Below are 25579 nucleotides of genomic sequence, written 5' to 3'. Positions count from 1 at the left end.
CGTGCCTAGGCGTGCGGTTCGCGCGCCGCCCCGGCGCGCAGCGGCCGGTCGGCGCACGGCCGGGACCACCACACCCCCTCGCCGTGCGTCAGCCGGGGGAGCACACGCTCGAAACCGTGCACCCGGCGGGCCGGGATCTCGCCCCGGAGCAGCCATCCCGTGGCACCGTCCACGCTCTCGCCGATATCCGCCTCGGCGGACGCGAGTTGGGCGATAACCGCGGCGAGCGTCTCGGGCGGGAGCTCCAGCTCGAAGGCGTGGTACGGCTCGTACACCCGCCACCCCGCCCGCTCCAGGGCCTCATCGAGCACCACGGGGGTGACGTCGCGGAAGTCGGCCGCGGTGCTCACCGGGCCGATGAACCCGGAGCGGACGAGCACGACCCGGCAGTCCGTCACCGAGCGCCCCCGGGGGCCGTGGAACAGCGTGTCGTACACGGTCTCCTCGATCGCGGTGTGGAACGCGCGGGGCAGCGCGCCCAGTTCGGTCTCGTAGCCGAAGACCACCCCGGCACCGCGGGCGGTGGGCTCGACGCGCAGCCCGACGGTCGCCCATGGCCCGGTGTGGCCGGAACGGGCGATCTCACGACCGGCCTCGCCGATCCCCGAGGGGCGTTCGACGAGCACGGGACGGCTCGGTTCGAACTCCGCCTCGACGCCGTAGTCCTGGGCCAACGTGGCCGCGATGATCTCCTTCTGCACCTCGCCGTACAGCAGCACCGAGGTGGCCCCGCCCGGCATCGCCCGCGCGTGGATCAGCGGATCCTGGTCGGCCAGGTCGAGCAGCGCGGTGTGCAGCCGGGACGCGGCGGCGGCGCCGGGCTCGCGGGCGTGGACGAGGGTCTGGAGGGTGGGCGCGGCGAAGTGCGGCCGGTCCGACGAGTTGTCGCGGACGGGCCCGAGCCGGTCGCCGACCCGGACCCCGGGCAGCCCCTTGATCCGCGCGATGTTCCCGGCGGTCAGCGGCCCCCGCGCGGCCCCCGCCGCGCCGACGACCGCAAGGGCGGTGATCTGCCCGGTGTGCTCGGTAAGGGCGCCACCGGGCTCGCGGCGGTGCAGTGTCACCCGCTGCCGCAAGGCCACCTCACCGGAGAACAGCCGCAGATACGCCGTACGACCGCCCCGGCCGCCTACGCCAGATCGGCCGCCACGGCCGCCCCCACCGCGCTCCACGGCGAAGACCGTGCCCCGCGGCTCGGCCCCGCCCGGCGCGGGCGGCACCAGTCGCGCGACCCCTTCGACCAGCGCCCCGACGCCCTGACCGCTGAGCGCCGAGCCGAAGAAGACCGGATGCACCAGCCCCTCCGCCGTACGGGCCGCCAGCGCGGCCCACACCTCCCCGGCCGAGGGGAGCGGGCCGTCCACGACCCGCGCGAGCATCGCGTCATCCATCTCGGCCAGCACCTCGGCCGCCTCGGTGCGCATCCCCGGATCGTCGAGGGAGCGCGGCCGGACGTGCGCGTTCCGCGTGCCCAGCTCCCGTACCGCCGTCAGGGGGAGGAGATGCGGCGCCAGGGTGCGCCGGATGTCGGCGAGCAGCGCCGCGTCGCGGGCGCCCGCACGGTCGATCTTGTTGATGAAGAGCAGCACCGGAAGCCGCAGTCGCCGCAGCGTCTTCATCAGCACCCGGGTCTGCGCCTGGACGCCCTCGACCGCGGACAGTACGAGCACCGCGCCGTCGAGTACGCCGAGGGCGCGTTCGACCTCGGCGATGAAGTCGGAGTGGCCGGGGGTGTCGATCAGGTTGAGCTGGGTGTCCCCGGCGGTGAGGGACGCGACCGCGGTCCGTACGGTGATACCGCGCTGCCGCTCGATCTCGCCGGTGTCGGTCTGGGTGTCCCCGGCGTCGACGCTGCCGAGCCGGTCGATCACCCCGGCGTCGTAGAGCAGCCGCTCGGTGAGGCTGGTCTTACCGGCGTCGACATGGGCGAGCACACCGATGTTGAGGGTCCGTGAGACCCGTGGAGAGCTGGGCATGGATGCTGAAGTCCTCGAAGACGGTCGTCCGGTAGGGGCGCTGGGTCGTTCCGAGGAATCGGCGCATCTGTCGCTCCTGTGCTCCTGCTCGTAGCGGTGAGGTCCCGGACATCGTGGACACGGGGGCGGGCGGAGGCAACCGAATTACCGACGGCCCGTCACCGCGCCGGACCGCCGTCCGGCCGTGGCCCCGTCCGGCCGTGGCCCCGTCCGACCGCCCCCCGTCCGGCCGATCCCGCCCGTGGAAAGCGCTGTCACGCCTCTCGACAACGCCCGCCGCTGCCCCGACCCTTCGTAAGCGACGGGGGCCGGTGCGGCGGAGGGGACGGACGATGCGGCGCAGAACGCTTCTGACGGCGGCGGGCACCACTGTGCTCGGCGCCGCGCTCATGACCGGCACCGCCTGGGCCGACGAGACCATCGGCGTCGACCCCGGCACCGACCACGGGGCCTGGGAGGGCTGGGGCACCTCGCTCGCCTGGTGGGCCAACCTCTTCGGGCAGCGGGACGACTTCGCCGATCTCTTCTTCACCACCAAGGCCGTGGGCTACGGCGGCGGATCGCTGCCCGGCCTCGGGCTGAACATCGCCCGCTACAACCTCGGCGGCTGCTCCTGGACCAGCGTGGGCGGCGAGTCCATGGTGGCCTCGCCCAACATCCCCCGGTTCAAGCAGATCGAGGGCTACTGGCACGACTGGAACAGCGAGGACCCCGCCTCCTCGGCCTGGCACTGGGGCGCCGACGCGGTCCAGCGGGCGGCGCTGGTCAAGGCCGTCCAACGGGGCGCCGTCAGCGAGCTGTTCTCCAATTCGCCCATGTGGTGGATGTGTTTCAACCACAACCCGTCCGGTGCGGCGGACGGCGGCAACAACCTCCAGTCCTGGAACTACCGCCAGTTCGCGCTCTATCTCGCCGCCACCGCCCGCTACGCCCAGGACCACTGGGGCGTCCGCTTCGCCACCGTCGAGGCGTTCAACGAGCCGTCCTCCGCGTGGTGGAAGGCCGACGGCACACAGGAGGGCTGCCATATCGACGCGGCGGTCCAGCGGACCGTCCTCGGCCACCTCCGCACCGAGCTGGACGCGCGCGGGCTGACCGGCACCCGGATCTCGGCGTCGGACGAGACCAGCTACGACCTGGCCCGCACCACCTGGGGCTCGTTCGACACGGCCACCCGCGCACTGGTCGACCAGGTCAACGTCCATGGCTACCAGGGCTCGGGCGGCCGCCGCGATCTGCTGTACACGGATGTGCGTGCGGCCGGTAAGAAGCTCTGGAACTCCGAGACCGGCGATAAGGACGGCACGGGGCTGACCCTGGCCACCAACCTCTGCCTGGACTTCCGCTGGCTGCACCCCACCGCGTGGTGTTACTGGCAAGTGATGGATCCCAGCGCCGGCTGGGCGCTGATCCACTACGACCCGGACTCCGCCCGGCCCGGCGCCGTGCAGACCAAGTACTACGTGCTCGCCCAGTTCACCCGCCATATCCGCCCCGGGATGCGGTTCCTGGACACCGGCTCGGACCACGCCGTCGCCGCGTACGACCCGGGGGCGCGGCGGCTCGTGCTCGTCGCCGTCAACCCGGGCGCCGCGCAGACGCTGACCTTCGACCTGTCCCGCTTCGGCCAGGTCACCGGGGGCGCCGGCGGGCTGGTGCCGCGCTGGTCCACCCACACCTCGGGCACCGGCGATCTCTACACCGCCCGCCGGGACACGGCGCTGGACGGCAAGCGGCTGAGCGTTCCGTTCGCCGAGCAGTCGGTGCAGACGTTCCAGATCGACGGGGTGGTGGAGTAGGGCGGGGTCTCACGCCTGGAGCGGGGCCTCACACCTGGAGCGGGGCCTCGCGCCTGGCGCGGAGTCTCAGGCCGCCAGGTGGCGGACGATGCGGCGCAACTGCTCCTCCCACCGCTCCTTGAACTCCGGCGAGTCCGGCTCGATGCCGAAGATCTGGCGGACGGCGTGCGGCATCGTGGCGGGTGCGGAGACCACGGCGTAGCACATCAGCAGCACGGCGGCCGGGTCGAGGTCGTCCGCCAGCTCGCCCGCCGCCTGCCGGCGCCGCATATCGGACAGGTCCTCGGGATGCTCGTCCGGCGCCGCCTCGCCGGTCAGTCCGCGCCAGACGGCCAGCCGGATGGCGCGGGGGTCGTCGAACGCCTCCCGTAGGTAGCGGATGACCAGTTCCTCGAAGGGGACCGCGGGGTCGTTGAAGGTCGCCTCGCGCGCCAGCCACTCGCGGGTGAGCTCCTGGTAGAGGCCCTCCTTGCCGCCGAAGTAGTAGGCGATGAGCTGCTTGTTGAGGCCCGCCCGGTCCGCGATGTCCTGGACGCGGGCGCCCGCGAACCCCTTCTCGGAGAACACGTCCCTGGCCGCTTCCATCAGCAGCCGCCGGGAGCGCTCCGGGCACTGCTTGCGCTCCTCGGGGGTGGGGGCGCGGCGGGGCCTCTTGGGCGTCCCCTGCATGGTCGTCATCTCCTCTTCCTCGGCCCGGACAGGCTAGCCGGGGGTTCCCGGCAGGGTCTCATCTAAACGTTTGACAACGTCATCTGTTTGGATGAACCTGACTGCGGTTATGTATCCATCGCAGGACACGCGAGGAGATTCATCATGTTCGTGGTGACCGGAGCCACCGGAAACGTCGGCGGTTACGTCGTGAAGGAGCTGGCCGACGCGGGCGCCGAGGTGCTCGCGCTCACCCGCGATCCCGAGGCGGCCCGGCTGCCGGAGGGCGTACGGGCGGCCCGCACCGAGGAGCTGCCCCTGGACGGTGCCACGGCGCTGTTCCTCAACCCCGCGGTGGCCTGGCAGGTCGGGTCCGAGAAGATCCTCGAGCGGGCCAAGGCGAGCGGTGTACGGCGGATCGTGATGCTCTCCTCGTCCTCCGTGCTTCAGGACCTCGATCCGCAGTCGAACCCGATCGGCGTCCGCCACCGCGCGCTGGAGGACGAGGTCGAGGCCACGGGGCTGGAGTGGACGTTCGTCCGCCCGGGCGGCTTCGCCGCGAACGCCCTCCAGTGGGTGGACCAGATCAAGGCCGGGGATGTGGTGTACGGGCCGTACGCCGGGGCGCAGATGGCGCTCATCCACGAGGCCGACATGGGCGCGGTCGCCGCCCGTGCCCTGCTCGCCGACGACCTCGTCGGCAAGACCCCCGAGCTGACCGGACCCGAGTCGCTGAGCTTCGCCGACCAGGTGCGCACCATCGGTGAGGTCATCGGGCGGCCGCTGCGGTACGAGGAGATCCCGCCCGAGGCGGCGCGGGAGCGGATGGTCGGCGGGTTCCTCACGCCGGAGATGGCGGACTCGCTGCTGCGCGTCTTCGCGGAGTTGGTGGACCGGCCGCAGGCGGTCTCGCCGGAGGTGGAGCGCATCACGGGGCGCCCTGGGCGTACGTTCGCGCAGTGGGTGGAGGACCGGGCGGCCGCGTTCCGCTGACCGGGGTTGCGCCTGCGGCGGGCCTTCCCCTGCCCGCCCCTTCCCGAACCATGGGGTTCCGCCCCCTGGACCCCGGACGCCCTTCGGGCGTGTCCTCAATCGCCGGACGGGCTGAAATCAGCCCCTCCGGCGCTTGAGGAGCGGGGTCCGGGACACCGGAGCTGAAACCAGCCCCTCCGGCGCTTGAGGAGCGGGGTCCGGGGCGGAGCCCCGGTTGTGGGAAGGGGCGGGTAGGGGAAAGCCCGCCTCAGGAGGCGGTCCGCGTGCCGCGCTTGCCCGTCTGCTTCTTCGCGGTGGCCTTCTTGGCCGCGGCCTTCTTCGTGCCCGTCTGCTTCTTCCCGGCGGCCTTCCCCGCAGGCTCCTCCGCCGACTTGGCGGTCTTCGCCGTCTTCGCCCCACCCCTCTTCGCCGCCGCTGCCGCCGTCTTCTTCGCCGCCGCGGGCGCCTTCTTCGCGGGGGCCTTCTTACGGCCGCGCAACTCATGGACCGTCGCCGCCTCCTCCTCTTCGACTCCGCCCTCCGCGCCCTCCCCGGCCCCCTCGCCCCGGGCCTCCTTGGCGCTGCGGACGCTCTCCTTCAGCGCCGCCATCAGGTCGACCACCTGCGCGCCCGCGGGCCGCTCACCGGGCTCGGCGGTGGGCGTGGCGCCGGACACCTTCGCCGCCACCAGCTCCTCCAGCGCCTCGTGGTACTCGTCGTGCAGATCGCTCAGATCCACCTCGCCGAGGGTCTCCATCAGGGTGTCGGCGAGGTCCAGTTCGGCCGGTTTGACGGTCACCTTCTCCTTGGGGGCCACCCCCGCGGGCTCGCGCACCTCGTCGGGCCAGAGCAGCCGGTGCAGCGCGATGGTGTCGCCCACGACGCGGAGCATCCCCAGCCGCTCGCGGCCACGGTGGGCGTATTTGGCGATGGCGACCTTCTCGCTGCGCTTGAGCGCCTCGCGCAGCAGGGTGTACGGCTTGGCCCCGGCGGCGCCGGTGGTGCCCAGGTAGTAGGCGTCGCCCATTTGCAGCGGGTCGATCTCGGAGGCGGAGATGAACGCCTCGATCTCCAGGGTGTGGGTGGTGGGCAGCGGAAGGGCCGCGAGGTCCTCCTCGGTGATCGGGACCAGCGCGCCGTCCGCGTCCTCGTACGCCCGCCCGATCTCGCTCGACTCGACCGGAGTGTCCTCCAGCTCACAGACCTTGCGGTAGCGGATGCGGCCGCCGTCGCGGGTGTGGATCTGCCGGAACGAGATCGAGTGGTCCTCGGTGGCCGGATAGATCTTGATCGGAATGCTCACCAGGCCGAAGGAAATGTTCCCATTCCAGATAGATCGCATGCTTGATCCCTTTCGTGAGATTCTTATCGTATGTCCCCGATCGCGGAGGTGGAGGGGCGGCGGATCACGCTCAGGAACCTCGACAAGGTCATCCATCCGGCCACCGGCACCACAAAGGGCGAGCTGCTGCACTACCTGGCGTCGGCCGCGGACCCGCTCCTCGGTCATCTGCATGGTCGGCCGCTGGCGTTCCTCCGCTACCCGGACGGCCCCGACGGCCAGAAGTTCTTCACCAAGAACCCGCCTCCGGGCACGCCTTCCTGGGTGACGACGGCCGAGGTCACCCGCCATAAGGGGGAGACCGCGGAGCAGGTGCTGATCCAGGACCTGCCCTCGCTGATGTGGGCGGCCAACCTCGTGGTGGAGCTGCACGCCCCGATGTGGCGGATCGACCAGGGCGTGGGCATCGCCGACCGGCTCGTCTTCGACCTCGACCCCGGGCCGCCCGCCACGATCGTGGACTGCCGCGTCGTGGCCGTATGGCTGCGCGAGCGGCTGGCCGGTGACGGCCTTACGGCGTACGCGAAGACCAGTGGCTCCAAGGGGCTGCATCTGCTGGTGCCGGTGGAGCCGACCCCCTCCCGGCAGATCACCGCCTACGCCAGACGGCTGGCCCTGGAGGCCGCCAACGCCATGCCGGACCTGGTCATCCGCAAGATGACCCGCGCGCTGCGGCCGGGGAAGGTGTACGTGGACTTCAGCCAGAACGCGGCCGCGAAGACCACCGCCGCCCCCTACACCCCCCGCGCCCTCCCCGAACCGGCCGTCTCCACGCCCGTCACCTGGGAGGAGGTCGAGGAGTGCCGCGTCCCGGCAGCGCTGTCCTTCCTGATCGACGACATCCCGGCGCGGCTCGAACGCCACGGGGATCTGCTCGCCCCGCTGCTGGACCCGGCGCAGGCGCGCCCGCTGCCGACGGGGGAGGGTGGTGCCCGTGAAAGCGACGGAGAAGACGGGGAAGAGGACGCCGACGACGAAGGCGCGGTCGACCGATGACGTCGTCCCCTGAGCCGCCCCTCCAGCCGCCTCTTCAGCCGCCCGTGGACGTGGCGCTGGCCCGCGTCGTCCCCACCCTGCCGACCGCCCCGCCCGGACGGCGGCTGGCGTACGAGCCCAAGTTCGACGGCCATCGGCTGCTGATCTTCCGGCTGGTGGACGCCGTAAGGATGCAGGCCCGCTCCGGCCGCATCATCACCCGCGCCTTCCCCGACCTGGAGGCCGCCGCGCGGCCGCTGCCGCCCGGCACGGTCCTCGACGGCGAGGTGGTGGTGTGGGCGGGCGACCGTACGGACTTCGCCGCCGTCCAGAAGCGCGCCTTCGCCGTGTCCGAGTCCCGGGCGGGGAGGCTCGCCCGGGAACTGCCCGCCTCCTACGCCGCCTTCGACCTGCTCGCGATCGGCGAGGAGGATCTGCGGCCGCTGCCGTACGCGGAGCGCCGGGCCAGGCTGATGGCGCTCCTCGAACCGCTCGGCCCACCACTTCAGGCCGTGCCGATGACGACCGATCCACAGCTCGCCGCCACCTGGTACGAGGCGCTTCCGGAGATCGGGGTCGAGGGCCTGGTCGTCAAGGAGCTGGACCAGCCCTACCGGCCGGGCCGCCACTGGCGGAAGGTGCGCCATTCGGAGACCCGTGACGCCGTCGTCGTCGGCGTCGTCGGCCCCCGGCTCCGCCCGCGCGCCCTGGCGCTGGTGCTTCCCGGCGACGACGCGCCCGTCATCTCCGCCCCGCTCGCCACGGCCGTCCGCGCCCAGCTCGGCACGGCCCTGCGCGGTCTGCCCGACCCCCAGCCCCCGCCCGCCGAACTGCCCACCGCCCTGGACCGGGTCGGCGCCGAGATCGCCTACCGCCCGATCGCCCCGGACCTGACGGTCGAGGTCCGCCAGGAAAGCACGGTCCGCCACGCGGCGACGACGGTCATGCGCCTCCGCATCCCCGACTGACCTCCCGGGGCCACCGGCGGGAGGGGCGGGGTCGCACCCACCCAACACCCGGCCCTGGGGCCGAATACCGAGTGCGGACCGTGGGCGCCTCCGGCGGGCAGCCCCCACCCCGCCCCTTCCCACAGCATCGATATGCGGCTCCGCCGCGTGGGGGAGCTCCGCCCCCTCACCCCGCCGGGGCTCCGCCCCGGACCCCGCTCCTCAAACGCCGGAGGGGCTGGATTCAGGCTGAACGCCAGACGGGCAGGCGCCCGGTGCCACCGGGGCGCGGACGCCGACGAGACGGGAGGGGGCGGGGTCGCAGGGGTGGTGTCCTGGACGCTTTCGCATATTTGTGGCGCCAATCCCCGGCCCACCCCACGCCCCTGGGCACCGGCGCCGTAAATATGCGGTCCAGGGCGCCGCCCCGGAGGCCCCGCCCCCGGCACCCACCACGAACAGCAGGCGCACCCCGCACCCGGGCAGCCCTGACAGGGCAGTACCGGCGACGCCCGTCAGGTCGACAGCGCCGCACCACCCGCCGAACCCGCCGAACCCGCCGGATCGGGCGGCCCCGTGATCACCGCCGTCACCCGGCTGCCCGGCGCCAGTTCGCCCCGCTCCACCAGCCCGTACACACCCCACAGCATCTTCGCCACATACCGCCGCTCCACCCGCACCCCATGCCGCTCCTCGAACCGAGCCGCGAACGCCTCCAACTCCACCGGAACGCGCCCGTACCCGCCGCCGTGACAGCCGTGCTCGATCCGCCAGTTGCCGAGCGTCCGCCCCCATCCGCGCCGGTGCAGCTCGGCCACCTCGCCCTCCAGATAGCCATCCGCCCCCTTCAGTACGGCGAACCCCACCGCCCGCGCACCGGCCGGGAGCGCGGCCGCGATACCGGCCAGCGTGCCGCCGGTGCCCACCGCACAGCACACCACATCGCCCGGCCCCAGGTCGGGCAGCTCCGCGACGAGCTCCGCGGCCCCGCCCGCCGCCAGGACGTTCGTACCGCCCTCCGGGAGGACGTAGGCGCGCCCCCACCGCTCCTCCAGCCCCCGCAGGGTGCCGGGGTCGTCCTCGCTCAGGCCGCGCAGCGTCTCGCGGTAGGCGGAGCGGGTGACGAAGGCCAGCTCCATGCCGTGGTCCTCGGCCCGCGCCAACGACCAGTTGCGCGGCGCGCCGGCCAGCTCGTCGCCCCGGATGACCCCGACCGCCGACAGCCCGTACGCGGCCCCCGCGGCCGCCACCGCGCGGATGTGGTTGGAGTACGCACCGCCGAAGGTGAGCAGCCGGGTGTGCCCCTGCTCGACGGCCGCGCGCAGATTCGGTGTGAGCTTGCGCCACTTGTTGCCCGGCACCAGCGGATGAATGAGATCGTCCCGCTTCAGCCGCAGCTCCACGCCCCGCTCGGCGAGCCACGGCTCGGGCACGTCCCACACGGGGGACGGCAACTGGGGCCGTATCGGGCCGGAGGTGTCCATCGGGCGTCTCACCCGTCCATTCTCGCCGCCGTGTCCGTCACGGAGGGCCGACGCGTCGGAAAATGTTGACGCGTCGGGAATCTCCGACGTAACGTGCGGCCGTGCCCACAGACGTCTTCAGCGCGCTCGCCAACCCCGTGCGCCGCAAGCTGCTCGACTGCCTCCGGGACGGCCCCCGCGCCGTCAACGACCTCGCGGGCGAGTTCGAGCTGAGCAGACCGGCGATCTCGGAACATCTCCAGGTGCTCCGGCAGGCCCGGCTCGTACGGGAGGAGCCGCGGGGGCGGCAGCGGTACTACCACCTGGAGCCGGATCCGCTCGCCGAGGTGCAGCAGTGGCTGCATCCCTTCGAGCACTACTGGCGCGCCCGGCTCCGCACGCTGCGCGACGTCCTCGACGAGGAGAACCCATGACCGAGCCCGACGCCATCCACTGCGACCAGTTCCTGCCCCATCCCCCGGCCACCGTGTGGAAGGCGCTCACCGATCCGCGGCTGCACGCGCGGTGGTGGGCCGCGGGCGATGTGCGGGCCGAGGTCGGCCATCGCTTCACGCTGGACATGGGGAAGTGGGGGGAGCAGCCCTGCGAGGTGATCACGGTCGAGCCGGAGCGGCTGCTGAGCTACCGCTTCGCCCGGACCACCATCGACACCACCATCACCTGGCGCCTGGAACCGGAGGGCAACGGCACCCGGCTCTTCCTCGAGCACGCCGGATTCGACCTCGACACCCCGATGGGCAGGACGGCGATCGAGGGGATGGGCCGCGGCTGGCCCTCGCTCCTCCGGCGCCTCGCGACGGTCCTCGGCGAAGGCGAAGGCGAAGGCGAAGGCGACGGCAACGGCAACAGCAACGGCGAAGGCGAAGCGGCGGGCTGACCGGTGGAGCGCGAGCGTTACGAGAAGCGCGCTATCGCCGTCATCGTCGGCCGCAGGTTCCGTACCGCGGGCAGCCACCGCATCATGGGCGCCACCGCCCCGTAATAGAAGCCGCGCCCGCGCGGCGGCGGCACCTCGCGTACGTCCGTGATCGCCGGATGGGCCGTCCGCACCTTCGGCAGCTCGCCCGCGTCCATGCCCCATGGCATGGGCGGTGTGCGATAGCCCTGCGCGGTGCGCATCTCGCCGCGCGTCGTCCGGGCGCTGAACCAGCGCGGCACCGCGTCGAAGACCAGCGTCCCGCCCCGGAACCGCTCGGCGCACCCCGCTATCAGGTCCTTCACCTCGGTCGGCCGCAGATACATCAGCAGCCCCTGGGCGGTGATCAGCACCCCGCGTGCCGGATCGACCTCGTCCCGCCAGGTCAGATCGAGCGCCGAGCGGGCGAGGGTGCGCCGCCGCTCCTCGTCCGGCAGCAGCGCCCGACGCACCTCGGCGGTCTCCGGCAGCTCCACGCACAGCCAGCGCGCCCGGCCGTTGTCCACCCGCCAGAACTGCGTCTCAAGACCCTCGGCGAGCGTGACGACCGTGCCGTCCGGATGCTCGTCGAGGAAGGCCCGTACGGCGCTGTCGAAGGTGCGGACCCGCAGCGCGTGCCCCTGCGCCAGCAGCGGGGTGGGTGCTCCGAAGGTCTCCTCGAAGGGGTAGTCGATGCGGTCGACCAGCTCCACGGCCTTGGGATCGTCGAGCACGGTCCGCGCCCGGCGGGCCTCGGCGGCCCGCATATAGAGGTTCCACAGCAAGGTCTCGGGCACCTCGCTCAGCTCGACGCGCCGACCGCCCTTGCCGTTGCCGTGACCGTTCCCGTGACCGTTCCCGTTGCCGTCCGATCCGGCGTCCGGCCCGGCGTGCGCTCCGGCGTCCGCCATGGCGTCCTCACTCCTCGCACCCGCGTCCCTCGGCGTTTCCGCCACCGTCTCCACCGCCATTCAACCTCACCCGATCCCGCATCCGGAACGGCGAACGCCCCGGCCCCCGGACGATGCCGGGGCCGGGGCGTTCAGGAGGGACGGCGGTCGTTCAACCCGCCTCGGCCGGAACCGGGCCGATCGCCCGCCCCGCCCACTCGGGGGCCTTCTCCACCAGGTCCGTCAGCCGCTCCCGTATCTCCTCGGGGAACGGAGCCGAGCGGCTCTCGTTCTGGTCGATGTGGAGCGCGAGCAGCTCGGTCGTGGCCACGGGGGCGCCGACCGGTTCACCCACGTGCATCTCGTGGGTGAACCGCACCTTCTTCTCGTCCACGCCGATGACGCGCGTACGGATGGTGAGTTCGGCGCCCTCCTCGACCTCGTTCAGATACCGGATGTGCGACTCCACGGTGTAGAGGGAGCAGCCGGTCTTGGCGCGGTAGGCGGAGTCCAGGCCGGTCTCCACCATCATCTCGTCGGTGCTGTGGCCGAAGACGAGGACGTAGAACGCCTCGCTCATATGGCCGTTGTAGTCGATCCACTCGGGACGTACGGTCTGCCGGTAGTCGGGGAGCGTGGTGCTCACTTCTCGTCTCCCATGGTGCTGGGGGTATGTGCGATGGCATCCGTCCCCTCGGCGCGCTGCCGCGGCAGTCGGCCAGTCGCCCGCAGGACATCGATGACGCCCTGGTCCCGCTCCGCGACGAGCTGCGCGATGGTACGGCTGCCCGCCGCCTCGTCACAGCCGTCGACCATGGCCGCACGCAGCGTGTCGTCCAGCTCAGGCGCCTCGAGACGGGTCCACGGAGACTTCAACGAGGGTCCGAAGTGGTCGAGCATATGTCCCATGCCTCCTTCGCCGCCCGCCAGGGCGAACGTGAGGCAGGGACCCATGAACGCCCACCGCAGTCCGGGCCCCTCGGTGATCGAGTCGTCGATCTCCTTCACCGTGGCCTCACCGTTGGCGACCATGTGCAGCGCCTCCCGCCACAGCGCCTCCTGGAGCCGGTTGGCGATGAAGCCGGGCAGCTCGCGCTCCATGGTGATGACGGACTTGCCCGCCACCTTGTAGAAGCGCGAGGCCCACTCGACCGCCGCCGCGTCGGTCTTCTCCCCGCCGACGACCTCCACCAGCGGTATGAGATACGGCGGGTTGAAGGGGTGGCCGACGACGAGGCGGCCGGGGTCGGTGGCCTCGGTCTGCATATCGGTCATCGGATAGCCGGAGGTGGAGGACGCGATGACGACCCCGGGTGGGGCCGCCGCATCCAACTGGGCCAGCAGCGACCGCTTGAGCTCCAGCTTCTCGGGGGCGCTCTCCTGGACGAACTGCGCGTCCGCCACCGCCTCCTCGACGGTCGCGGTGACGGTCAGCCGGTCGGGGGAGGCGCCGTCGGCGAGGCCGATCTGGGTCAGTGCGGGCCAGGCGGCGGCCACGAGACGGCGCAGCTTCTCCTCGGCGTCGGGGGCCGGGTCCCAGGCGGTGACGTCGTAGCCGCGCGCCAGGAAGTGGGCGACCCAGCCGCCGCCGATGACTCCGGCACCGACGCAGGCGACGCGGCGTACCTCTTCGGGGGCGCAGGGGGATGAGGGCATGGCGGTCCTAAGGGTGTGAGGGGAGGGAGAAGAGAGAGACGAGAGTGATGAGAGAGACGAGGAGCTGGTGGGGGTGGGGGGATTACGCGCGGGGCTTGAGGCCGAGCCGCTGCCGGGCCTCGTCCGGCGTGGCGACCGTCGCGCCCAGCAGCTCGGTGATCTGGACCGCGCGCTCGACGAGCTGGCCGTTGGTGGCCTTGACGCCCCGGCTGAGGTAGAGGTTGTCCTCCAGCCCGACCCGTACGTTGCCGCCGAGCAGGATGGACTGCGCCACCCACGGCATCTGCGTGCGGCCCAGCGCGAAGCTGGCCCACTGGGCGCCCTCGGGCAGCATGTTGACCATGGCCTGGAGCACGCCCGGCTCGGCCGGGGCGCCCCACGGGATGCCCATGCAGAGCTGGAAGACGGTCGGGTCGTCCAGCAGCCCCTCGGCCAGCAACTGCTTGGCGAACCAGAGCTGCCCGGTGTCGAAGATCTCCAGCTCGGGGCGGACGCCCAGCTCCTGGATGCGCTTGGCGCCGGTGCGCAGCATGTCGGGGGTGGAGACGTAGAGGTTGCTGCCGTCGCCGAAGTTGAGCGAGCCGCAGTCCAGGGTGCAGATGTCGGGGAGCAGATCCTCGACGTGGGGGAGCCGGTCCAGACCGCTGACCAGGTCGGTGCCGGGGAGGTGGGTGAGCGGGTTCTCCGGGTCGATGACCAGGTCGCCGCCCATGCCCGCGGTGAGGTTGATGACGACGTCGGTGCCGGTCTCCTTGACCCGCTCCACGACCTCGCGGTAGAGCCGCGGATCGCGGGCGGGGGCGCCGGTCTCGGGGTCGCGTACGTGGATGTGGACCACGGCCGCCCCGGCCTCGGCGGCCTCGACGGCGGAGCGGGCTATCTGCTCGGGGGTGACGGGGACATGGGGGCTGCGGCCCACAGTGTCACCGGCGCCGGTCAGGGCACAGGTGATGATGACGCTGTCGTTCATGGGCATGGGCTTCTCTCCCTCTCTTACGGTGCGAAACAGCGCGGAGCGATGGTCCGGGCTGGTCGGCCGTCCTACGGTCCTGGCCGGTCGGGCGGCCCGGCCTCATCGGCGCCGGAGCGCCGTGCGGTCGGTCGTGTGGTCGTGTGTACGGTCGGTCGTACGGTCAATTCGGAGTCCACGTACGCGTTGCAGGCGAGGTCCATGGCCTCGGCGGTCGTGCCGCCCTCACCGGGCTCGGTGGCGAGCACCTGAATGGCGAGTCCGTCGATCAGCGCGGTCAGGCGCAGCGCGCTGAACTCCGGGTCGACGGCGCGGAAGACCCCCTGCTCGATCCCGCGCCGGATCACCTCGGCCACGGTCTGCCGCCACTGCTGGTAGAAGTCGGCGTGCAGCCGCCCGATGGCCGTGGACCGCGCGGCCTCGGCCCACAGATCCATCCACACCAGCCACTGCCGGCGCTGCCGCTCGGTGTACGGCGCCTGTAGCGCGATCAACTGCCGCAGCTCCTCGCGCGCGTCGTCGGCCGTGGCGGTGCGGGCGGCGCGGCGCGCGGTGTCCTCGTCCATGCACCAGCGCACGGCGGCTTCGAGCAGCTCGGCGCGGCCCGGGAAGTGGTAGTGGATGGTGGCGGTGCTGGTGTCGCAGGCGGCGGCGATATCGGCGACGCGGACGGCGTGGAAGCCGCGCTCGGCGATGAGCCGCACCGTCTCCCGCACGATCTGAAGCGGCCGCCCGCTGTCGGGAAGCGCGGCCGGGGCGGACGGCCGCGGTGCGTCGGCGGCCCCGCCGGTCGCCGCGGTGCCCAGCAGCCATCCGGCGTCCACGTTTCCGGCGTCGGCGATCCGCGCCAGCTCGGCCACGGTGAAGCGCCGGCTGCCGCTGAGCGAACGCGAGAGCTTGGACGGGTCCATCACGACCCGCCGGGCGAATTCGCGCTGGGTACAACCGGCTTTGCCGATCACCTCACGCACGCGTTCCGCCACCTCGAACTGTTGCCGCATGGCCGACACGGTACGGACGCGTTGAGATAAGCGCAATGAATGTGAATGGCGAATGCCCGCTTCCTCCTTAAATCAGGGGGAATTTCACCCGGGCGTTGCGATGCGGGCTGACTGTTGAATCAGTTGAGATCGATTTGGTTCGAACACTTCCGACTATGCTCACCGGGCGTGAGAGCAGGAGAGATCGGGTGACATCGGGCGGAGACGACATGCGGCTGATCGCCGGCCGTTACCAGTTGGGCGACCGGCTGGGACGCGGCGGCATGGGCACGGTCTGGCGCGCGTACGACCAGATGCTGGCGCGCGAGGTCGCCGCCAAGGAACTGCACGTCACAAGCGACCACCACGAGCACCACCGACGGCTGCGCCGGGCCCAGCGGGAAGCGCGTACCGTCGCCCGGCTGCGCCACCCCCATGTGGTGGGCGTCCATGACCTGGTCGAACACGACGACCGGCTCTGGATCGTGATGGAGCTGATCGACGGCCCCTCCCTGGCCCGCCGGATCGCCGACAGCGGCCCCCTCTCGCCCCGCCACACCGCCACCCTCGGGCTGCAACTGCTCGGCGCGCTGGAGGCCGTACACGCCGCCGGGGCGTTGCACCGCGACATCAAGCCCGCCAACATCCTGCTGCGCGGGGACGGCAGCGCCGTCCTCACCGACTTCGGCATCGCCGCCCTGGAGGACGACGAGTCGCTCACCACCACCGGCGAACTCATCGGCTCCATCGGCTATATGGCGCCCGAGCGGCTGACCGCCGAGGAGGTCGGCCCGCCGTCCGACCTGTGGTCGCTGGGCGCGACCCTGTCCGCCGTGGCCTCCGGCGTGCCGCCCTTCCAGCGCCCCACCGGGGCCGCCGCGCTGCACGCCGTCACCTTCGCGGACCCGGTCATCCCGGAACGGGCCGGCCCCCTGCGGCCCATCGTCCAGGCCCTGCTGAACAAGTCCCCGGCCCAGCGCCCCTCCGCCGCCACGCTCCGCACCGCCCTGCAACGCGTCGCGGACGGCGCGGACGACCCGGGCCCGCTGCCCCCGGCCGCGCCCGCCGGGCCCGTACCAGCGCCGGGGCCCGTACGCCCGGCGGGCGGCGACGCGGACGCCTCCGCGGACCTCGCGGACACGCCCACGATGACCGCGGCCCCGACGGTGAGCGCGCCCTCCACCGCGGGCGATCCCCACACCCTGACCGGGACCCCCACCCTCGACCGGGACCCGACACTGCTCTCGGCCCCGACCCGGACCCCCGACCTGGACCGGGACCCGACGCTCGTCGCCCCGGCCGGGCCGCCACCCCCTCGGCCCGGTGGCCGGGCCCGGACATGGTGGTGGACGGCGGGCGCCACGCTCGCGGTGGCGGGCCTCGCCACCGCGCTCTTCTTCGCCTTCGGCCCCCCGTCCGACAGCGACAGCGACGACGGCGCATCGCCCCAGCCCGCCACCGCCACCACGAAGGTGACCGTGGACGCGACACGCGGCTGGCAGCCCGCGACGCCCACCCCGGTCCGCAAGGGCGACAAGGTGAGCGTCCGCTACACCACCGGCACCTGGACGGTGGACGCCGCCAACCTGCCCTTGACCGGCCCGGTCGGCCACACCCGCGCCGACGACGAAGCCCTCCGCTTCGCCTGGACGAACTGCAAGGTGGACTCCGACGTCCCCTTCGGCACCCTCCTGGGCCGCTACCCGGGAAACCCCCGGAACCCCCACGCCGTGGGCCGCGCCTGGCACTTCAAGGCAACCCGCCCGGGCACCCTCCAACTCCGCATCAACGACGGCGAGGGCTGCCTCCACGACAACAGGGGCGCCATCACCGTCGTCGTGCAGATCACCCACTGACCGGCCGCGGCGCGCCCGAGCCCACGGTTCCCCGAAAACACGGGCACCGTGGGCAACGGACAACCTTCGTCGACGCATCCTTCCGGGCGGTCCGGGCAGCAGAGCCCGGGTCACCAGCACGAAAAGGGAGCGTCACTTGGATACGGAGAAGAGGAAGAACCCGCTGTCACGGCGGCGTGTTCTGGCCCTGACGGGCGGGGCGGCTCTCATCACCACGGGGTGCACACAGGGCGAACGACGGGGCGCCGACAAGGCCAGCCACGACTCCAAGAAGAGGGCGCCCGCCGAGGGTTCGGCCGAGGGCCCGGACGGCGCGCTGGGAGCGAATTTCAACGAGGACCCCGACAGCGTGACCTTCGCCGAGCTGCGGGATCTCTCCGCGAGCTGGCTCCGGGGCTTCGTCCCCATGCCCGAGGTCACGGACGACGCCTCCCAGCAGCGCGCCGTCGAGAAGCTCCTGGACGCCCACCACCAGGGCTACAGCACGGTGCTCTCGCTGAAGTTCCCGTACAACCACCGGCCGATACCGCGCCCGGGCAGCCCGGCCATGACCGCGGAACTCGCCCGGGTCGACCGGGTCCTGCACACCGTCCTCGACACCGTCGACGTCCTGGCCATCGGCAACGAGCCCTTCATCGAGAGCCTCCCGCAGGACCGCGGCTCGGGCGCGCTGAACACGTTCTACGAGACGGTCGCGGAGCACATCGTCGCGTACCGCAAGAAGCACTTCCCCGAGCGCTGCCGGACCCACCTCTACCTGGGCGCGCTCAACTACCTCGACAAGCCGGACAAGCGGACGGCGGCCACCGACCGCTGGCTGTCCTTCGCGCGCCGGACCCCGGAGATCGAGGGCGTGGACATCCACCCCCATGTCGCCGCACCGGAGCGGGTACAGCCCTACCTCGACTACATCCTTCCCCGCCTCCGCGACGACCAGAAGTTCCTCGTCACCGAGTTCTCCCTGGTACAGCTCTGGAAGCAGCACCTGAGCGATACGATCCCCACCCGTTTCGCCCGCCGCTACCACCTTCCGTCGAACACTCCGGTGTGGAAACTGATCAAGGATGCGATCGAGTACCCCTTCCCCGAGCGGAAGTGGCGCGACTTCCTCGCCATGAGCCCCTGGTTCGAGCGCAACAAGCACTTCCTGCGGGACCAGGTGGGCCACTTCCGCGACACGGGGCGGCTCGCCGTGGCGACGTACGGAGTCACCCAAGGCGCCGCCATGACAGAGAACTTCGGCCCGGACAAACAGCCCTGGCTGCTGAACAGCCTCTACGCCAACCGCACCGTCGAGCGTCCGGACGACGGCCCACCGGCCCACACCTACGGATTCTTCGACGACTTCCGGGCCCTCCAGCGGCAGCAGGACCGCCGCGGGTCCTAGGCCGCTCCTAGGCGGCGGGGAGCGAACGCAGCCAGTCGACCAGCAGTTGGTTGATCTCCTCGGGGCGCTCCTGCTGGATCCAGTGGCCGGTGTCCTCGAGGATGTGCGAGCCGATGAGCCCGGGCAGCGTGGTCGGGTACGCCTTGATCGCGTCGCCCAACCAGGCGGTGGAGGCGTCCAGGGCGCCGCCGATGAAAAGCGACGGCTGGGTGATGGGCGCACCGTTGAACTCGGCCAGTTCCTCCCAGTCCCGGTCCATGTTGCGGTAGCGGTTCAGCGCCCCGTTCAGTCCGGTCCGCTCGAACTCACCGGCGTAGACATCGAGGTCCGCCTCGCTCAGCCAGGCGGGCAGCCGCCCGGCGGGGAACCGCTCGCGCATCGTCGCGCCGCGCGTGATGAAGTGCGGGTCGGGCAGATCGGGCCCGGGCATGGTGTCGCCGGACAGCGCGGCGTAGATCCCCGCGAGCCAGCCGCGTACATCCGGTTCGATCTCCGTCTCGGCGCGGCCCGGCTCCTGGAAGTAGGAGACGTAGAACTCCTCCTCCCCGCCCATCCCGGTGAACATCTCACTGGGTCTGGGGCCGCCGGCCGGGGAGTACGGCACGCTCAGCAGGCCGACGGCGCGGAACACATCCGGCCGCAGCAGGGCGGAGTCGGCGGCGATGGTCGAGCCCCAGTCGTGGCCGATCACCACGGCGGACTCCTCGCCGAGCGCCTCCACCACGGCGACGTTGTCCGCCACCAGCTCCCGCATCCGGTACGCGGCCACCTCCCCGGGCCTGGACGAGCGCCCGTATCCGCGCACATCGATGGCGGCCACCCGATAACCGGCCGCGGCGAGCGCCGGGAGCTGGTGGCGCCATGAGTACCAGGACTCCGGGAAGCCGTGGACGAGCAGCACCAGCGGGCCGGTGCCGTGCTCCACGAGGTGGATCCGCCCGGCGGGGGAGGACACCAGACGGTGGGTGAGGTCGGTCGTGGGTGGCTGCGGCATGGTTCTCTCCCGGGGCGTTCAGGTACGCACTCTGCGTGGCGGCAGACGATTCGATCCTGCCGTGACCTGGGTGGCGCGAGCCATGGTTATTGCCGGTTCGGCAAACCTGGCCGGGGCCGTCGACCGCGTCAGGTGTGCCAGGTGTGCCTGACGTGTCAGGTGTGCCTGGTGTGCCTGGTGTGCGGATTCAGGACGTCGCTCCCAGAATTGCTCTCAGGGGGGTTCTTCTCCTGGGAGGTGAGGGGCGTGGCGATCTACATCACGCTACTGAACTGGACCGAGCAGGGAGTCCGCGCCTACAAGGACACCACGAAGCGCACCGAGGACTTCTCCGCGGCACTGAGCAAGCTCGGGGCGAGGCTCGTGGACATCTACTGGACGGACGGGCCGTACGACCTGGTGTGCATGGTAGAGGCCCCCGACGACGAGACCGCCACCGCGGCGTCCTTGCAGCTCGGCGCGGTGGGCAATGTGCGCACGACGACCCTGCGGGCCTTCGGCCTCGAGGAGATGCGGGGCATCATCGCCAAGACCGCGGGCTGAGGCGGTACGAGGGTGGTATACGGCCGGTGGCCCGGCCCGGAAGACCGGACCGGGCCACCGAACCAACAACAACGGTGTGGTGCTACATGCGGTGGTGCTACTTCGTGGCGCGGCCGGACAGCTCCGTGCCGAAGGCGGCATCGGTCGCCGGGGAGCCGAGGTCGCCCGGCCCGATGAGGGCGGAGCCTTCGGCGGTGAGCCCGTCGGCGCCCGCGTACAGGAGCGCCACCGCGCCCGCGCCCTCGGTCCGGTTCGGGACTCCGACGGCCAGGTCGGGCTTGCCGTCGCCGTTGTAGTCGGCCGCCGAGACGGCCTCACCGAACTTGTCGTTGCCCGCCATCTCGCCGGGAACGCCCTCGGTGTCGAGGGAGAACGTCTGCGCCCCCGCGTCGGTCAGCCAGTTCTTGGTGCCCTTGAGCACGGTGATGGCGCCGGCGTCGTTGTAGCCGCCGGGGGCCTCGGCGGCGGTGTCGCTGACGACGAGATCGTCATTGCCGTCGCCGTTGATGTCGGTGAGCTGCGAGGCGGTGCCGCTCTGCGCCTCGCCCGTCCAGTTCACCGGGTTCGCGGTGTCGAGGCCCCGGGCGGTGCCCGGGTACGTCCGCAGGCGCTGGTCCTGCGGACCGTCCTCGAAGCCGGTGTCCGTGACGACGTCGTCCTTGCCGTCGCCGTTGATGTCACCGACCACGGCCTGGTACGAGGCGAACGGCAGCGCCACGTCCTCGCCCAGCGACGTGCTCTTCAGCCCCCGGGACGAACCGGGCAGCACGCCGAGCGTGCCCTCGTCGGCGGGGTCGTCCTGGTAGGCGACGGTGACCAGGTCGGCGAAGCCGTCCCCGTTGATGTCGCCCGAGGACAGGTGCTCGATGCCCGCTCCGCCGCCGGGCGGGGTGACGCTGGACATCTTCGGGGTGGCCGTCTCGCGCAGGTTCGCCGCACCGCTGACGATCTGGACCTTGGTGCCGTCGGAGATGGCGATGTCGTCGCGGCCGTCGTGGTTGTAGTCGCCCACGGCCATCGTGTCGCCGAACATCGCGTAGGCGGTGGCCCTGGGCGCGTGGAAGGCGATGGCGTCGCTGGACAGGCCGTCCTTCGAGCCGAAGACGACCGTCACGGAACCGGCCCGCTTGGTGCTGCCGATGGCCTCGTGGTTCGCGGCGACGATCAGATCGGTGTACCCGTCCCCGTCCACATCGCCGCGCACCACGGCCGAGCCGAAGTGATCGCCGGCCTCCGGAGTGCCGGGCACCCCCGCGCTGGCCTGCGACAACGTGCTGTGCCGACCGGCGTCCACACCGGCCTTGGCCCCGTAGGTCACGCCCACATAGCCCGCCTTGGACTTCCCGGAGACGGTGCCGTCGGGCGCGCCCACGCCGAGGTCGGCATATCCGTCGCCGTCGAAGTCGCCCGTGGTCTTTCCTGCCGCGGCAGCCCTGGGGGAGGGCTGGTTCTGGTCGGTCCCGTCGCCGTTCGTCACGACGGCGCCGGCTCCGGCGGCCACAGCGGCGGTGACGACGGCGCCAACCGCCACACCCACCACACCTCGGGTTCTATTGCGCACAAATCCTCCATCAGTAACGCATTGGTCGCCCTTGGGCCCCGACGGCCATCTGTCTCCCCCGGCGGCCGGAACGGAAGGGTCACCGAAGTAGAGTTGTCCGGAAGCTGAACGGTTGCCCAACCGGAGAAGAACGAGACCGGGCCGTGATCTCCGCCCGGCGGGACCAACTTCCTTGCGACGCAAGGCACTTACGCGAAAGAGCGGAAGCCCCAGCCGACTCCCGCAACTGAGCGTGACGAATCGCCCTATCCGAAACGGTCCGCCCCGTAGCTCCGACGCTCGGGCGAGTCGGTCAATCGGGGGAGCGGCCGGCCCCGCGTGCGCGGCGCACCACATCGTCGCAATCTGGACGCATGGCCTTTCGGTACGCGGCGGACCACACCGACTGGCTCCGCTGATCCAGCCGACCCACCTCTGGAGGTCTCGCCATGTCCAACAAGGAGCAGGCGGCAGCCACCGCTCGGAGCACACAGCGCTCGGAGGCATGGAAGACGGCGTTCACCACGCTGCAATCGGCGAAGCCGCCGTTCGTTCCGGAGGGGGCGGAGGTGATGACGGTCCTCGTCGAGTACCCTCCCGGCGACCCCGGCGCCCCTCCCCACCGGCACTCGGGCCCGGCCTTCGGCTACATGCTGGAGGGCGAGATGCTCTTCGAGCTGGAAGGCGAGCCGGAGCGGGTGATCAGGGCGGGGGAGTCGTTCTGGGAGCCGGGCGGCGATGTCATCCACTACCAGGACGGAAACAACCGGACGGACTCGCGGAGCCGCTTCGTCGTCACCATGATCTGCGCCCCGGGCCAGCCCATGCTCACCCTGGTGGAAGACGAAGAACTGGCCCAGCGCCAACACCTACGCGCTCCCCGCTCGGGCGGTTGACCCTTGCCGTCGGGTGGCTCCACGCCCAACGCCCTCCAGGGATCGGCGAGTGAATCGAACGACCAGTTGGCGGGCGTCGTAGTGGGGATCGCCTCGGCGTCGCTTCCATGCCGGTCTTGCTAAACGGAGCATCGTTCCGTATTGTTTGCGGAGCAACGTTCCGGTTCGGCCATGATGGCAGACCGGGCGCTCCTCGCTCCCTCCCCGGCACGCCCCGCGGCGCCACGGACCACCCCGGGCCCACCCGAACCACCAGCGCGAAGAAACCGAACGGAAGGCACTCCCATACCCACGTCCATGCTCGACGACCGGCGGCGACCTGCCCGTCATCGTCTTCTCGCACGGCGTCGTGGTCATCCAGCCCACCCAAGGCGAGCCCTCCAACGATCAAGACCGCTCTACCGCTGCACAACAGAAAGGACAGGCGATGATCCTCGTCACCGGAGGTCTCGGCTTCATCGGAGCCCACACCGTGCGGGCACTGCTCGACCTGGGCGAAGACTGCGTCGTGGCCCAGCGCCACACCCGTGAACTCCCGGCCGTACTCGCCGGAGAGCGGGTCGCGGTGGAGCAGGCGGACATCACCGATCGCGATGCCCTGCTCGCGATCGGCCGCCGCCACGACATCACGGGCATCGTGCACCTGGCGGCGTCCTATCCCTGGTCCCCGGCCCCCGACGCGGCGGTCGAGACGACACGGCGGGCGCTCGGCGGACTGCTGAACATCGCGCAGGCGGCGCAGGAGTGGGGCGTGCGGCGGCTGGGTGTCGCCAGCACGATCGGCGTCTACTTCGGGGTCCCGAACGACGGACCGCTGCGCGAGGACGCTCCACTGCCGTTGAACGCACCCGTCTCGATCCCCACCTTCAAGAAGGTCGGCGAACTGCTCGGCGGATTCCTGGCCGACACCACGGACATCGACATCGTCAACTACCGCATCTCGGGCACCTGGGGCCCGCTCGGCCACGCCGACCCGTTCTTCGCCGCCCCCGCCCTCGTCCACGCCGCCGCCCACGGCACCGCCCCGGACCTCTCCCACCTCATGCGCCCGGCCTTCGCCGAGGACGGGATCGACCTCAACTACGTACGGGACACCGGCCGCGCGCTCGCCCTCCTCCAGCTCGCGGACAAGCTGAACCACCGCACGTACAACGTCGGCTCCGGCCGGGCCACGACCAACGGGCAGCTCAGCGAAGCGATCAAAAAGGCGGCCCCCGAGGCCGTCCAGGTCGACCTTCCCACGGGAGGCGACACCCCGCCCATGGTCCTCGACATCAGCCGCCTCCAGGAGGACACCGGCTACCAGGCCGAATACGACACCGAACGAGCCGCCGCCGACTACATCGCCTGGCTGCGCGCAGGCAACAAGACCTGAGCCGGAGCCCAGCCCCGGGCACGGCCCTACCCCCGCGCCGGCACCGGGACTTGAGGGCGGCACTCATCTCGGTCCCCTTGTCTGGTTCTTCGGGCCGGCCGAGGGGGCTTCGTCCTACCCGGAACGCCGAATGGCCCCCACCGAAATGGAGGCCGATCAGGAGTACCCGCGGAGCCGACCGGGGGTACATTGCGAGTGTCAGCACGCTATGGGAGTCAGTATGCCCGAGACCAATGACAAGCACATCGGCGTTCGGATCCGTGAGTTCCGCATCATCCGCGACTTCTCCCTCGCTGAGCTGGGTCGGCGTGCCCACGTATCCACCAGCCAGCTCTCCCGAGTTGAGACCGGCGAGCAGCCCGCCAGCCCGTCCGTGCTGGCAGCGGTGGCCCGCGCACTCGGAGTCACCTTGTCCGTACTGCACGGCCAGCCGTACATCCACATGCTCCAGAAGGATCAGCTCGATCGACTGCTCGCGCCGATCAGCAGCGCGCTCGACGCGTGGGACATCCCCGCCGAGGACGATCTGCCGCCACGCTCACTGGACGACATCGCAGCAGACACGAAGGCCATCGCCAAGAAGCGCGCCAAGGGTGAGTTCGGGACGGTGGCTGAGGCGTTGCCGGGACTCATCACCGATACGGCCCTGGCCGTACAGACGTACACGGTGCCGGGCCGGGATCGCGAGCGAGCGCACAACCTGCAAGCCGAGATCGCGCGGACCACGGCGATCGTGGCGTATCGGCTCGGCTACATGGACCTCGCACGGCTCGCCCTGGCACGCATGGCCGTAGCCGCGCCCCACTCCGGTGACCCGCGCCAGGTCGCCGTCGAGAGGTACGAGCGCGCCGTCATCACCCATGCGGAAACCTCGCGCCCGGACCGAGGTGTGGCGTTGATGCGGCAGGCGCTACGTGATCTGGACGATGATGGCGACCCGGCGACCACCGCCGTGAGGGGCACCCTGCTGCTACGTGCCTCGGCCCTCTCTGCCGTGCAGAAGGACCACACCGCCGCGAGGGATTGGCTCGGTCAGGCCACGCAGCTTGCGGAAGCCGGAGCCGCCGCGGATGCCGCCGAGAATCCACCCGGCTCTCGGTACGCCCTGGCGTTCGGCGAGTTGAACGTGAACCTTGGGCGACTGGATGTCGCCATGTTCCAGGACGACTATGAGACCGCGGTACGCGTCGCGGACGATGTGCGGTTGCCCGAGTCGTATCAGCCCACTAGGGTGGCGGGCTTCCTGATCCGACGTGCAAGCGCGGAGGCGTGGACGGCTCGCCATGACGACGCGCTCGCCTCGCTGGAGCAGGCGCGCGCGAAGGCGCCGCAGTTGACCCGCTATCACCCCGAAGTGCACCAGACCGTCGGGACGCTGCTACGGGCCCGGCAGAGGGCGGCAGAGCCGCTGCGCGAGTTCGCCCAATGGAGCGGTGTGTAGCTAACCCGACACA

The 25579-nt window shown here is 71.5% G+C and carries 23 protein-coding genes; 12 read left to right on the top strand and 11 right to left on the bottom strand.

Annotation, left to right across the window (positions count from 1 at the left end; all coding sequences use genetic code 11):
• Positions 1–5: 5 nt before the first annotated feature.
• Positions 6–1976, bottom strand: a complete 1971-nt coding sequence (gene otr(A), locus ACK1X7_RS22240) for a tetracycline resistance ribosomal protection protein Otr(A) (protein ID WP_385155117.1) — start codon at positions 1974–1976, stop codon at positions 6–8.
• Positions 1977–2308: 332 nt separating this feature from the next.
• Here otr(A) and ACK1X7_RS22235 point away from each other — a divergent pair, with 332 nt between their 5' ends.
• A complete protein-coding gene (locus tag ACK1X7_RS22235; RefSeq protein WP_413115555.1) occupies positions 2309–3775 on the top strand; it encodes a glycoside hydrolase in 1467 nt (488 codons plus the stop codon).
• Positions 3776–3841: 66 nt separating this feature from the next.
• On the opposite strand, the gene ACK1X7_RS22230 is transcribed toward ACK1X7_RS22235, so the two are convergent.
• Complete coding sequence (locus ACK1X7_RS22230) at positions 3842–4453, bottom strand: TetR/AcrR family transcriptional regulator (RefSeq protein WP_413115554.1); 612 nt, start codon at positions 4451–4453, stop codon at positions 3842–3844.
• A gap of 135 nt (positions 4454–4588) precedes the next feature.
• On the opposite strand from ACK1X7_RS22230, the gene ACK1X7_RS22225 reads away from it, so the two are divergent.
• Complete coding sequence (locus tag ACK1X7_RS22225) at positions 4589–5416, top strand: NAD(P)H-binding protein (RefSeq protein WP_385155109.1); 828 nt, start codon at positions 4589–4591, stop codon at positions 5414–5416.
• A 247-nt stretch (positions 5417–5663) separates the two neighbouring features.
• Here ACK1X7_RS22225 and ACK1X7_RS22220 read toward each other — a convergent pair whose 3' ends face one another.
• A complete protein-coding gene (locus ACK1X7_RS22220; protein WP_385143274.1) occupies positions 5664–6737 on the bottom strand; it encodes a Ku protein in 1074 nt (357 codons plus the stop codon).
• 30 nt (positions 6738–6767) lie between these two features.
• Here ACK1X7_RS22220 and ligD point away from each other — a divergent pair, with 30 nt between their 5' ends.
• Together ligD and ACK1X7_RS22210 are read left to right on the top strand one after the other, a co-directional pair.
• Complete coding sequence (gene ligD, locus ACK1X7_RS22215) at positions 6768–7733, top strand: non-homologous end-joining DNA ligase (protein ID WP_385143271.1); 966 nt, start codon at positions 6768–6770, stop codon at positions 7731–7733.
• Positions 7730–8680 (top strand): ATP-dependent DNA ligase, encoded by a 951-nt coding sequence (locus ACK1X7_RS22210; protein WP_385143269.1) that lies wholly within the window; start codon positions 7730–7732, stop codon positions 8678–8680. Before ligD ends, ACK1X7_RS22210 begins: the two co-directional genes overlap by 4 nt.
• Before the next feature lie 494 nt (positions 8681–9174).
• Here the strand turns inward: ACK1X7_RS22210 and ACK1X7_RS22205 are convergent, their stop codons facing one another.
• Positions 9175–10143 carry a 1-aminocyclopropane-1-carboxylate deaminase/D-cysteine desulfhydrase gene (locus ACK1X7_RS22205; RefSeq protein WP_413116902.1) on the bottom strand — a complete coding sequence of 323 codons (969 nt, stop codon included), beginning with the start codon at positions 10141–10143 and terminating at the stop codon, positions 9175–9177.
• 101 nt (positions 10144–10244) lie between these two features.
• Here ACK1X7_RS22205 and ACK1X7_RS22200 point away from each other — a divergent pair, with 101 nt between their 5' ends.
• Positions 10245–10556, top strand: a complete 312-nt coding sequence (locus ACK1X7_RS22200) for an ArsR/SmtB family transcription factor (protein ID WP_093464024.1) — start codon at positions 10245–10247, stop codon at positions 10554–10556.
• The gene (locus ACK1X7_RS22195) at positions 10553–11020 is read left to right on the top strand and encodes an SRPBCC family protein (protein ID WP_413115553.1); all 468 of its coding nucleotides are present in this window, start codon (positions 10553–10555) and stop codon (positions 11018–11020) included. Before ACK1X7_RS22200 ends, ACK1X7_RS22195 begins: the two co-directional genes overlap by 4 nt.
• Positions 11021–11037: 17 nt before the next feature.
• Here ACK1X7_RS22195 and ACK1X7_RS22190 read toward each other — a convergent pair whose 3' ends face one another.
• From ACK1X7_RS22190 to ACK1X7_RS22170, 5 genes are all read right to left on the bottom strand, one after another.
• A complete protein-coding gene (locus tag ACK1X7_RS22190) occupies positions 11038–11949 on the bottom strand; it encodes a class I SAM-dependent methyltransferase (RefSeq protein ID WP_413115552.1) in 912 nt (303 codons plus the stop codon).
• A gap of 151 nt (positions 11950–12100) precedes the next feature.
• Positions 12101–12574, bottom strand: a complete 474-nt coding sequence (locus ACK1X7_RS22185; RefSeq protein WP_216341027.1) for a thioesterase family protein — start codon at positions 12572–12574, stop codon at positions 12101–12103.
• On the bottom strand, positions 12571–13584 hold the full coding sequence (locus ACK1X7_RS22180) for a 3-hydroxyacyl-CoA dehydrogenase NAD-binding domain-containing protein (RefSeq protein ID WP_361499741.1): 1014 nt from the start codon (positions 13582–13584) through the stop codon (positions 12571–12573). Before ACK1X7_RS22180 ends, ACK1X7_RS22185 begins: the two co-directional genes overlap by 4 nt.
• An 82-nt stretch (positions 13585–13666) precedes the next feature.
• Entirely contained in the window at positions 13667–14560 is an 894-nt protein-coding gene (locus ACK1X7_RS22175; RefSeq protein ID WP_014054324.1) for a 3-keto-5-aminohexanoate cleavage protein, read from the bottom strand.
• A gap of 65 nt (positions 14561–14625) precedes the next feature.
• Complete coding sequence (locus ACK1X7_RS22170) at positions 14626–15555, bottom strand: TetR family transcriptional regulator C-terminal domain-containing protein (RefSeq protein ID WP_385143260.1); 930 nt, start codon at positions 15553–15555, stop codon at positions 14626–14628.
• A 188-nt stretch (positions 15556–15743) separates the two neighbouring features.
• Between ACK1X7_RS22170 and ACK1X7_RS22165 the strand changes: the two genes are divergently transcribed.
• On the top strand, positions 15744–17390 hold the full coding sequence (locus ACK1X7_RS22165; protein ID WP_385143257.1) for a serine/threonine-protein kinase: 1647 nt from the start codon (positions 15744–15746) through the stop codon (positions 17388–17390).
• Positions 17391–17526: 136 nt separating this feature from the next.
• Positions 17527–18777, top strand: a complete 1251-nt coding sequence (locus tag ACK1X7_RS22160) for a hypothetical protein (protein WP_413115551.1) — start codon at positions 17527–17529, stop codon at positions 18775–18777.
• Positions 18778–18784: 7 nt separating this feature from the next.
• Here the strand turns inward: ACK1X7_RS22160 and ACK1X7_RS22155 are convergent, their stop codons facing one another.
• Positions 18785–19771: an alpha/beta fold hydrolase gene (locus tag ACK1X7_RS22155; protein ID WP_390795238.1), complete on the bottom strand. Its 987-nt coding sequence runs from the start codon at positions 19769–19771 to the stop codon at positions 18785–18787.
• Positions 19772–20017: 246 nt separating this feature from the next.
• Between ACK1X7_RS22155 and ACK1X7_RS22150 the strand changes: the two genes are divergently transcribed.
• Positions 20018–20314 carry a GYD domain-containing protein gene (locus ACK1X7_RS22150; RefSeq protein WP_385143249.1) on the top strand — a complete coding sequence of 99 codons (297 nt, stop codon included), beginning with the start codon at positions 20018–20020 and terminating at the stop codon, positions 20312–20314.
• Between the two features lie 97 nt (positions 20315–20411).
• Here ACK1X7_RS22150 and ACK1X7_RS22145 read toward each other — a convergent pair whose 3' ends face one another.
• Positions 20412–21875, bottom strand: a complete 1464-nt coding sequence (locus ACK1X7_RS22145; protein ID WP_385143247.1) for an FG-GAP and VCBS repeat-containing protein — start codon at positions 21873–21875, stop codon at positions 20412–20414.
• Positions 21876–22303: 428 nt separating this feature from the next.
• Between ACK1X7_RS22145 and ACK1X7_RS22140 the strand changes: the two genes are divergently transcribed.
• The 3 genes from ACK1X7_RS22140 (at position 22304) to ACK1X7_RS22130 (ending at position 25566) form a co-directional block, all read left to right on the top strand.
• Positions 22304–22750, top strand: coding sequence for a cupin domain-containing protein (locus tag ACK1X7_RS22140; RefSeq protein WP_385143244.1), 447 nt, complete (start codon positions 22304–22306; stop codon positions 22748–22750).
• A gap of 427 nt (positions 22751–23177) precedes the next feature.
• Entirely contained in the window at positions 23178–24125 is a 948-nt protein-coding gene (locus ACK1X7_RS22135; RefSeq protein ID WP_385143241.1) for an NAD-dependent epimerase/dehydratase family protein, read from the top strand.
• Between the two features lie 220 nt (positions 24126–24345).
• Complete coding sequence (locus tag ACK1X7_RS22130; protein WP_385143238.1) at positions 24346–25566, top strand: helix-turn-helix domain-containing protein; 1221 nt, start codon at positions 24346–24348, stop codon at positions 25564–25566.
• Positions 25567–25579 lie beyond the last annotated feature (13 nt).

Origin of the sequence: Streptomyces sp. CY-1 (assembly GCF_047218265.1) — a bacterium.
Taxonomy (GTDB): Bacteria; Actinomycetota; Actinomycetes; order Streptomycetales; family Streptomycetaceae; genus Streptomyces; species Streptomyces niphimycinicus.
The sequence above is the reverse complement of the archived record's forward strand: the minus strand, read 5'-3'. Positions and strand labels throughout refer to the sequence as shown.

Excerpts from the sequence above, each read along its gene's own strand:
- ACK1X7_RS22225 (WP_385155109.1), top strand. The coding sequence starts at position 4,589 with ATGTTCGTGGTGACCGGAGCCACCGGAAACGTCGGCGGTTACGTCGTG.
- ACK1X7_RS22140 (WP_385143244.1), top strand. The coding sequence starts at position 22,304 with ATGTCCAACAAGGAGCAGGCGGCAGCCACCGCTCGGAGCACACAGCGC.
- ACK1X7_RS22170 (WP_385143260.1), bottom strand. The coding sequence starts at position 15,555 with ATGCGGCAACAGTTCGAGGTGGCGGAACGCGTGCGTGAGGTGATCGGC.
- ACK1X7_RS22220 (WP_385143274.1), bottom strand. The coding sequence starts at position 6,737 with ATGCGATCTATCTGGAATGGGAACATTTCCTTCGGCCTGGTGAGCATT.
- ACK1X7_RS22230 (WP_413115554.1), bottom strand. The coding sequence starts at position 4,453 with ATGACGACCATGCAGGGGACGCCCAAGAGGCCCCGCCGCGCCCCCACC.
- ACK1X7_RS22195 (WP_413115553.1), top strand. The coding sequence starts at position 10,553 with ATGACCGAGCCCGACGCCATCCACTGCGACCAGTTCCTGCCCCATCCC.
- ACK1X7_RS22130 (WP_385143238.1), top strand. The coding sequence starts at position 24,346 with ATGCCCGAGACCAATGACAAGCACATCGGCGTTCGGATCCGTGAGTTC.
- ACK1X7_RS22235 (WP_413115555.1), top strand. The coding sequence starts at position 2,309 with ATGCGGCGCAGAACGCTTCTGACGGCGGCGGGCACCACTGTGCTCGGC.
- ACK1X7_RS22210 (WP_385143269.1), top strand. The coding sequence starts at position 7,730 with ATGACGTCGTCCCCTGAGCCGCCCCTCCAGCCGCCTCTTCAGCCGCCC.
- ACK1X7_RS22175 (WP_014054324.1), bottom strand. The coding sequence starts at position 14,560 with ATGCCCATGAACGACAGCGTCATCATCACCTGTGCCCTGACCGGCGCC.
- ligD (WP_385143271.1), top strand. The coding sequence starts at position 6,768 with ATGTCCCCGATCGCGGAGGTGGAGGGGCGGCGGATCACGCTCAGGAAC.
- ACK1X7_RS22135 (WP_385143241.1), top strand. The coding sequence starts at position 23,178 with ATGATCCTCGTCACCGGAGGTCTCGGCTTCATCGGAGCCCACACCGTG.
- ACK1X7_RS22205 (WP_413116902.1), bottom strand. The coding sequence starts at position 10,143 with ATGGACACCTCCGGCCCGATACGGCCCCAGTTGCCGTCCCCCGTGTGG.
- ACK1X7_RS22155 (WP_390795238.1), bottom strand. The coding sequence starts at position 19,771 with ATGCCGCAGCCACCCACGACCGACCTCACCCACCGTCTGGTGTCCTCC.
- ACK1X7_RS22180 (WP_361499741.1), bottom strand. The coding sequence starts at position 13,584 with ATGCCCTCATCCCCCTGCGCCCCCGAAGAGGTACGCCGCGTCGCCTGC.
- ACK1X7_RS22190 (WP_413115552.1), bottom strand. The coding sequence starts at position 11,949 with ATGGCGGACGCCGGAGCGCACGCCGGGCCGGACGCCGGATCGGACGGC.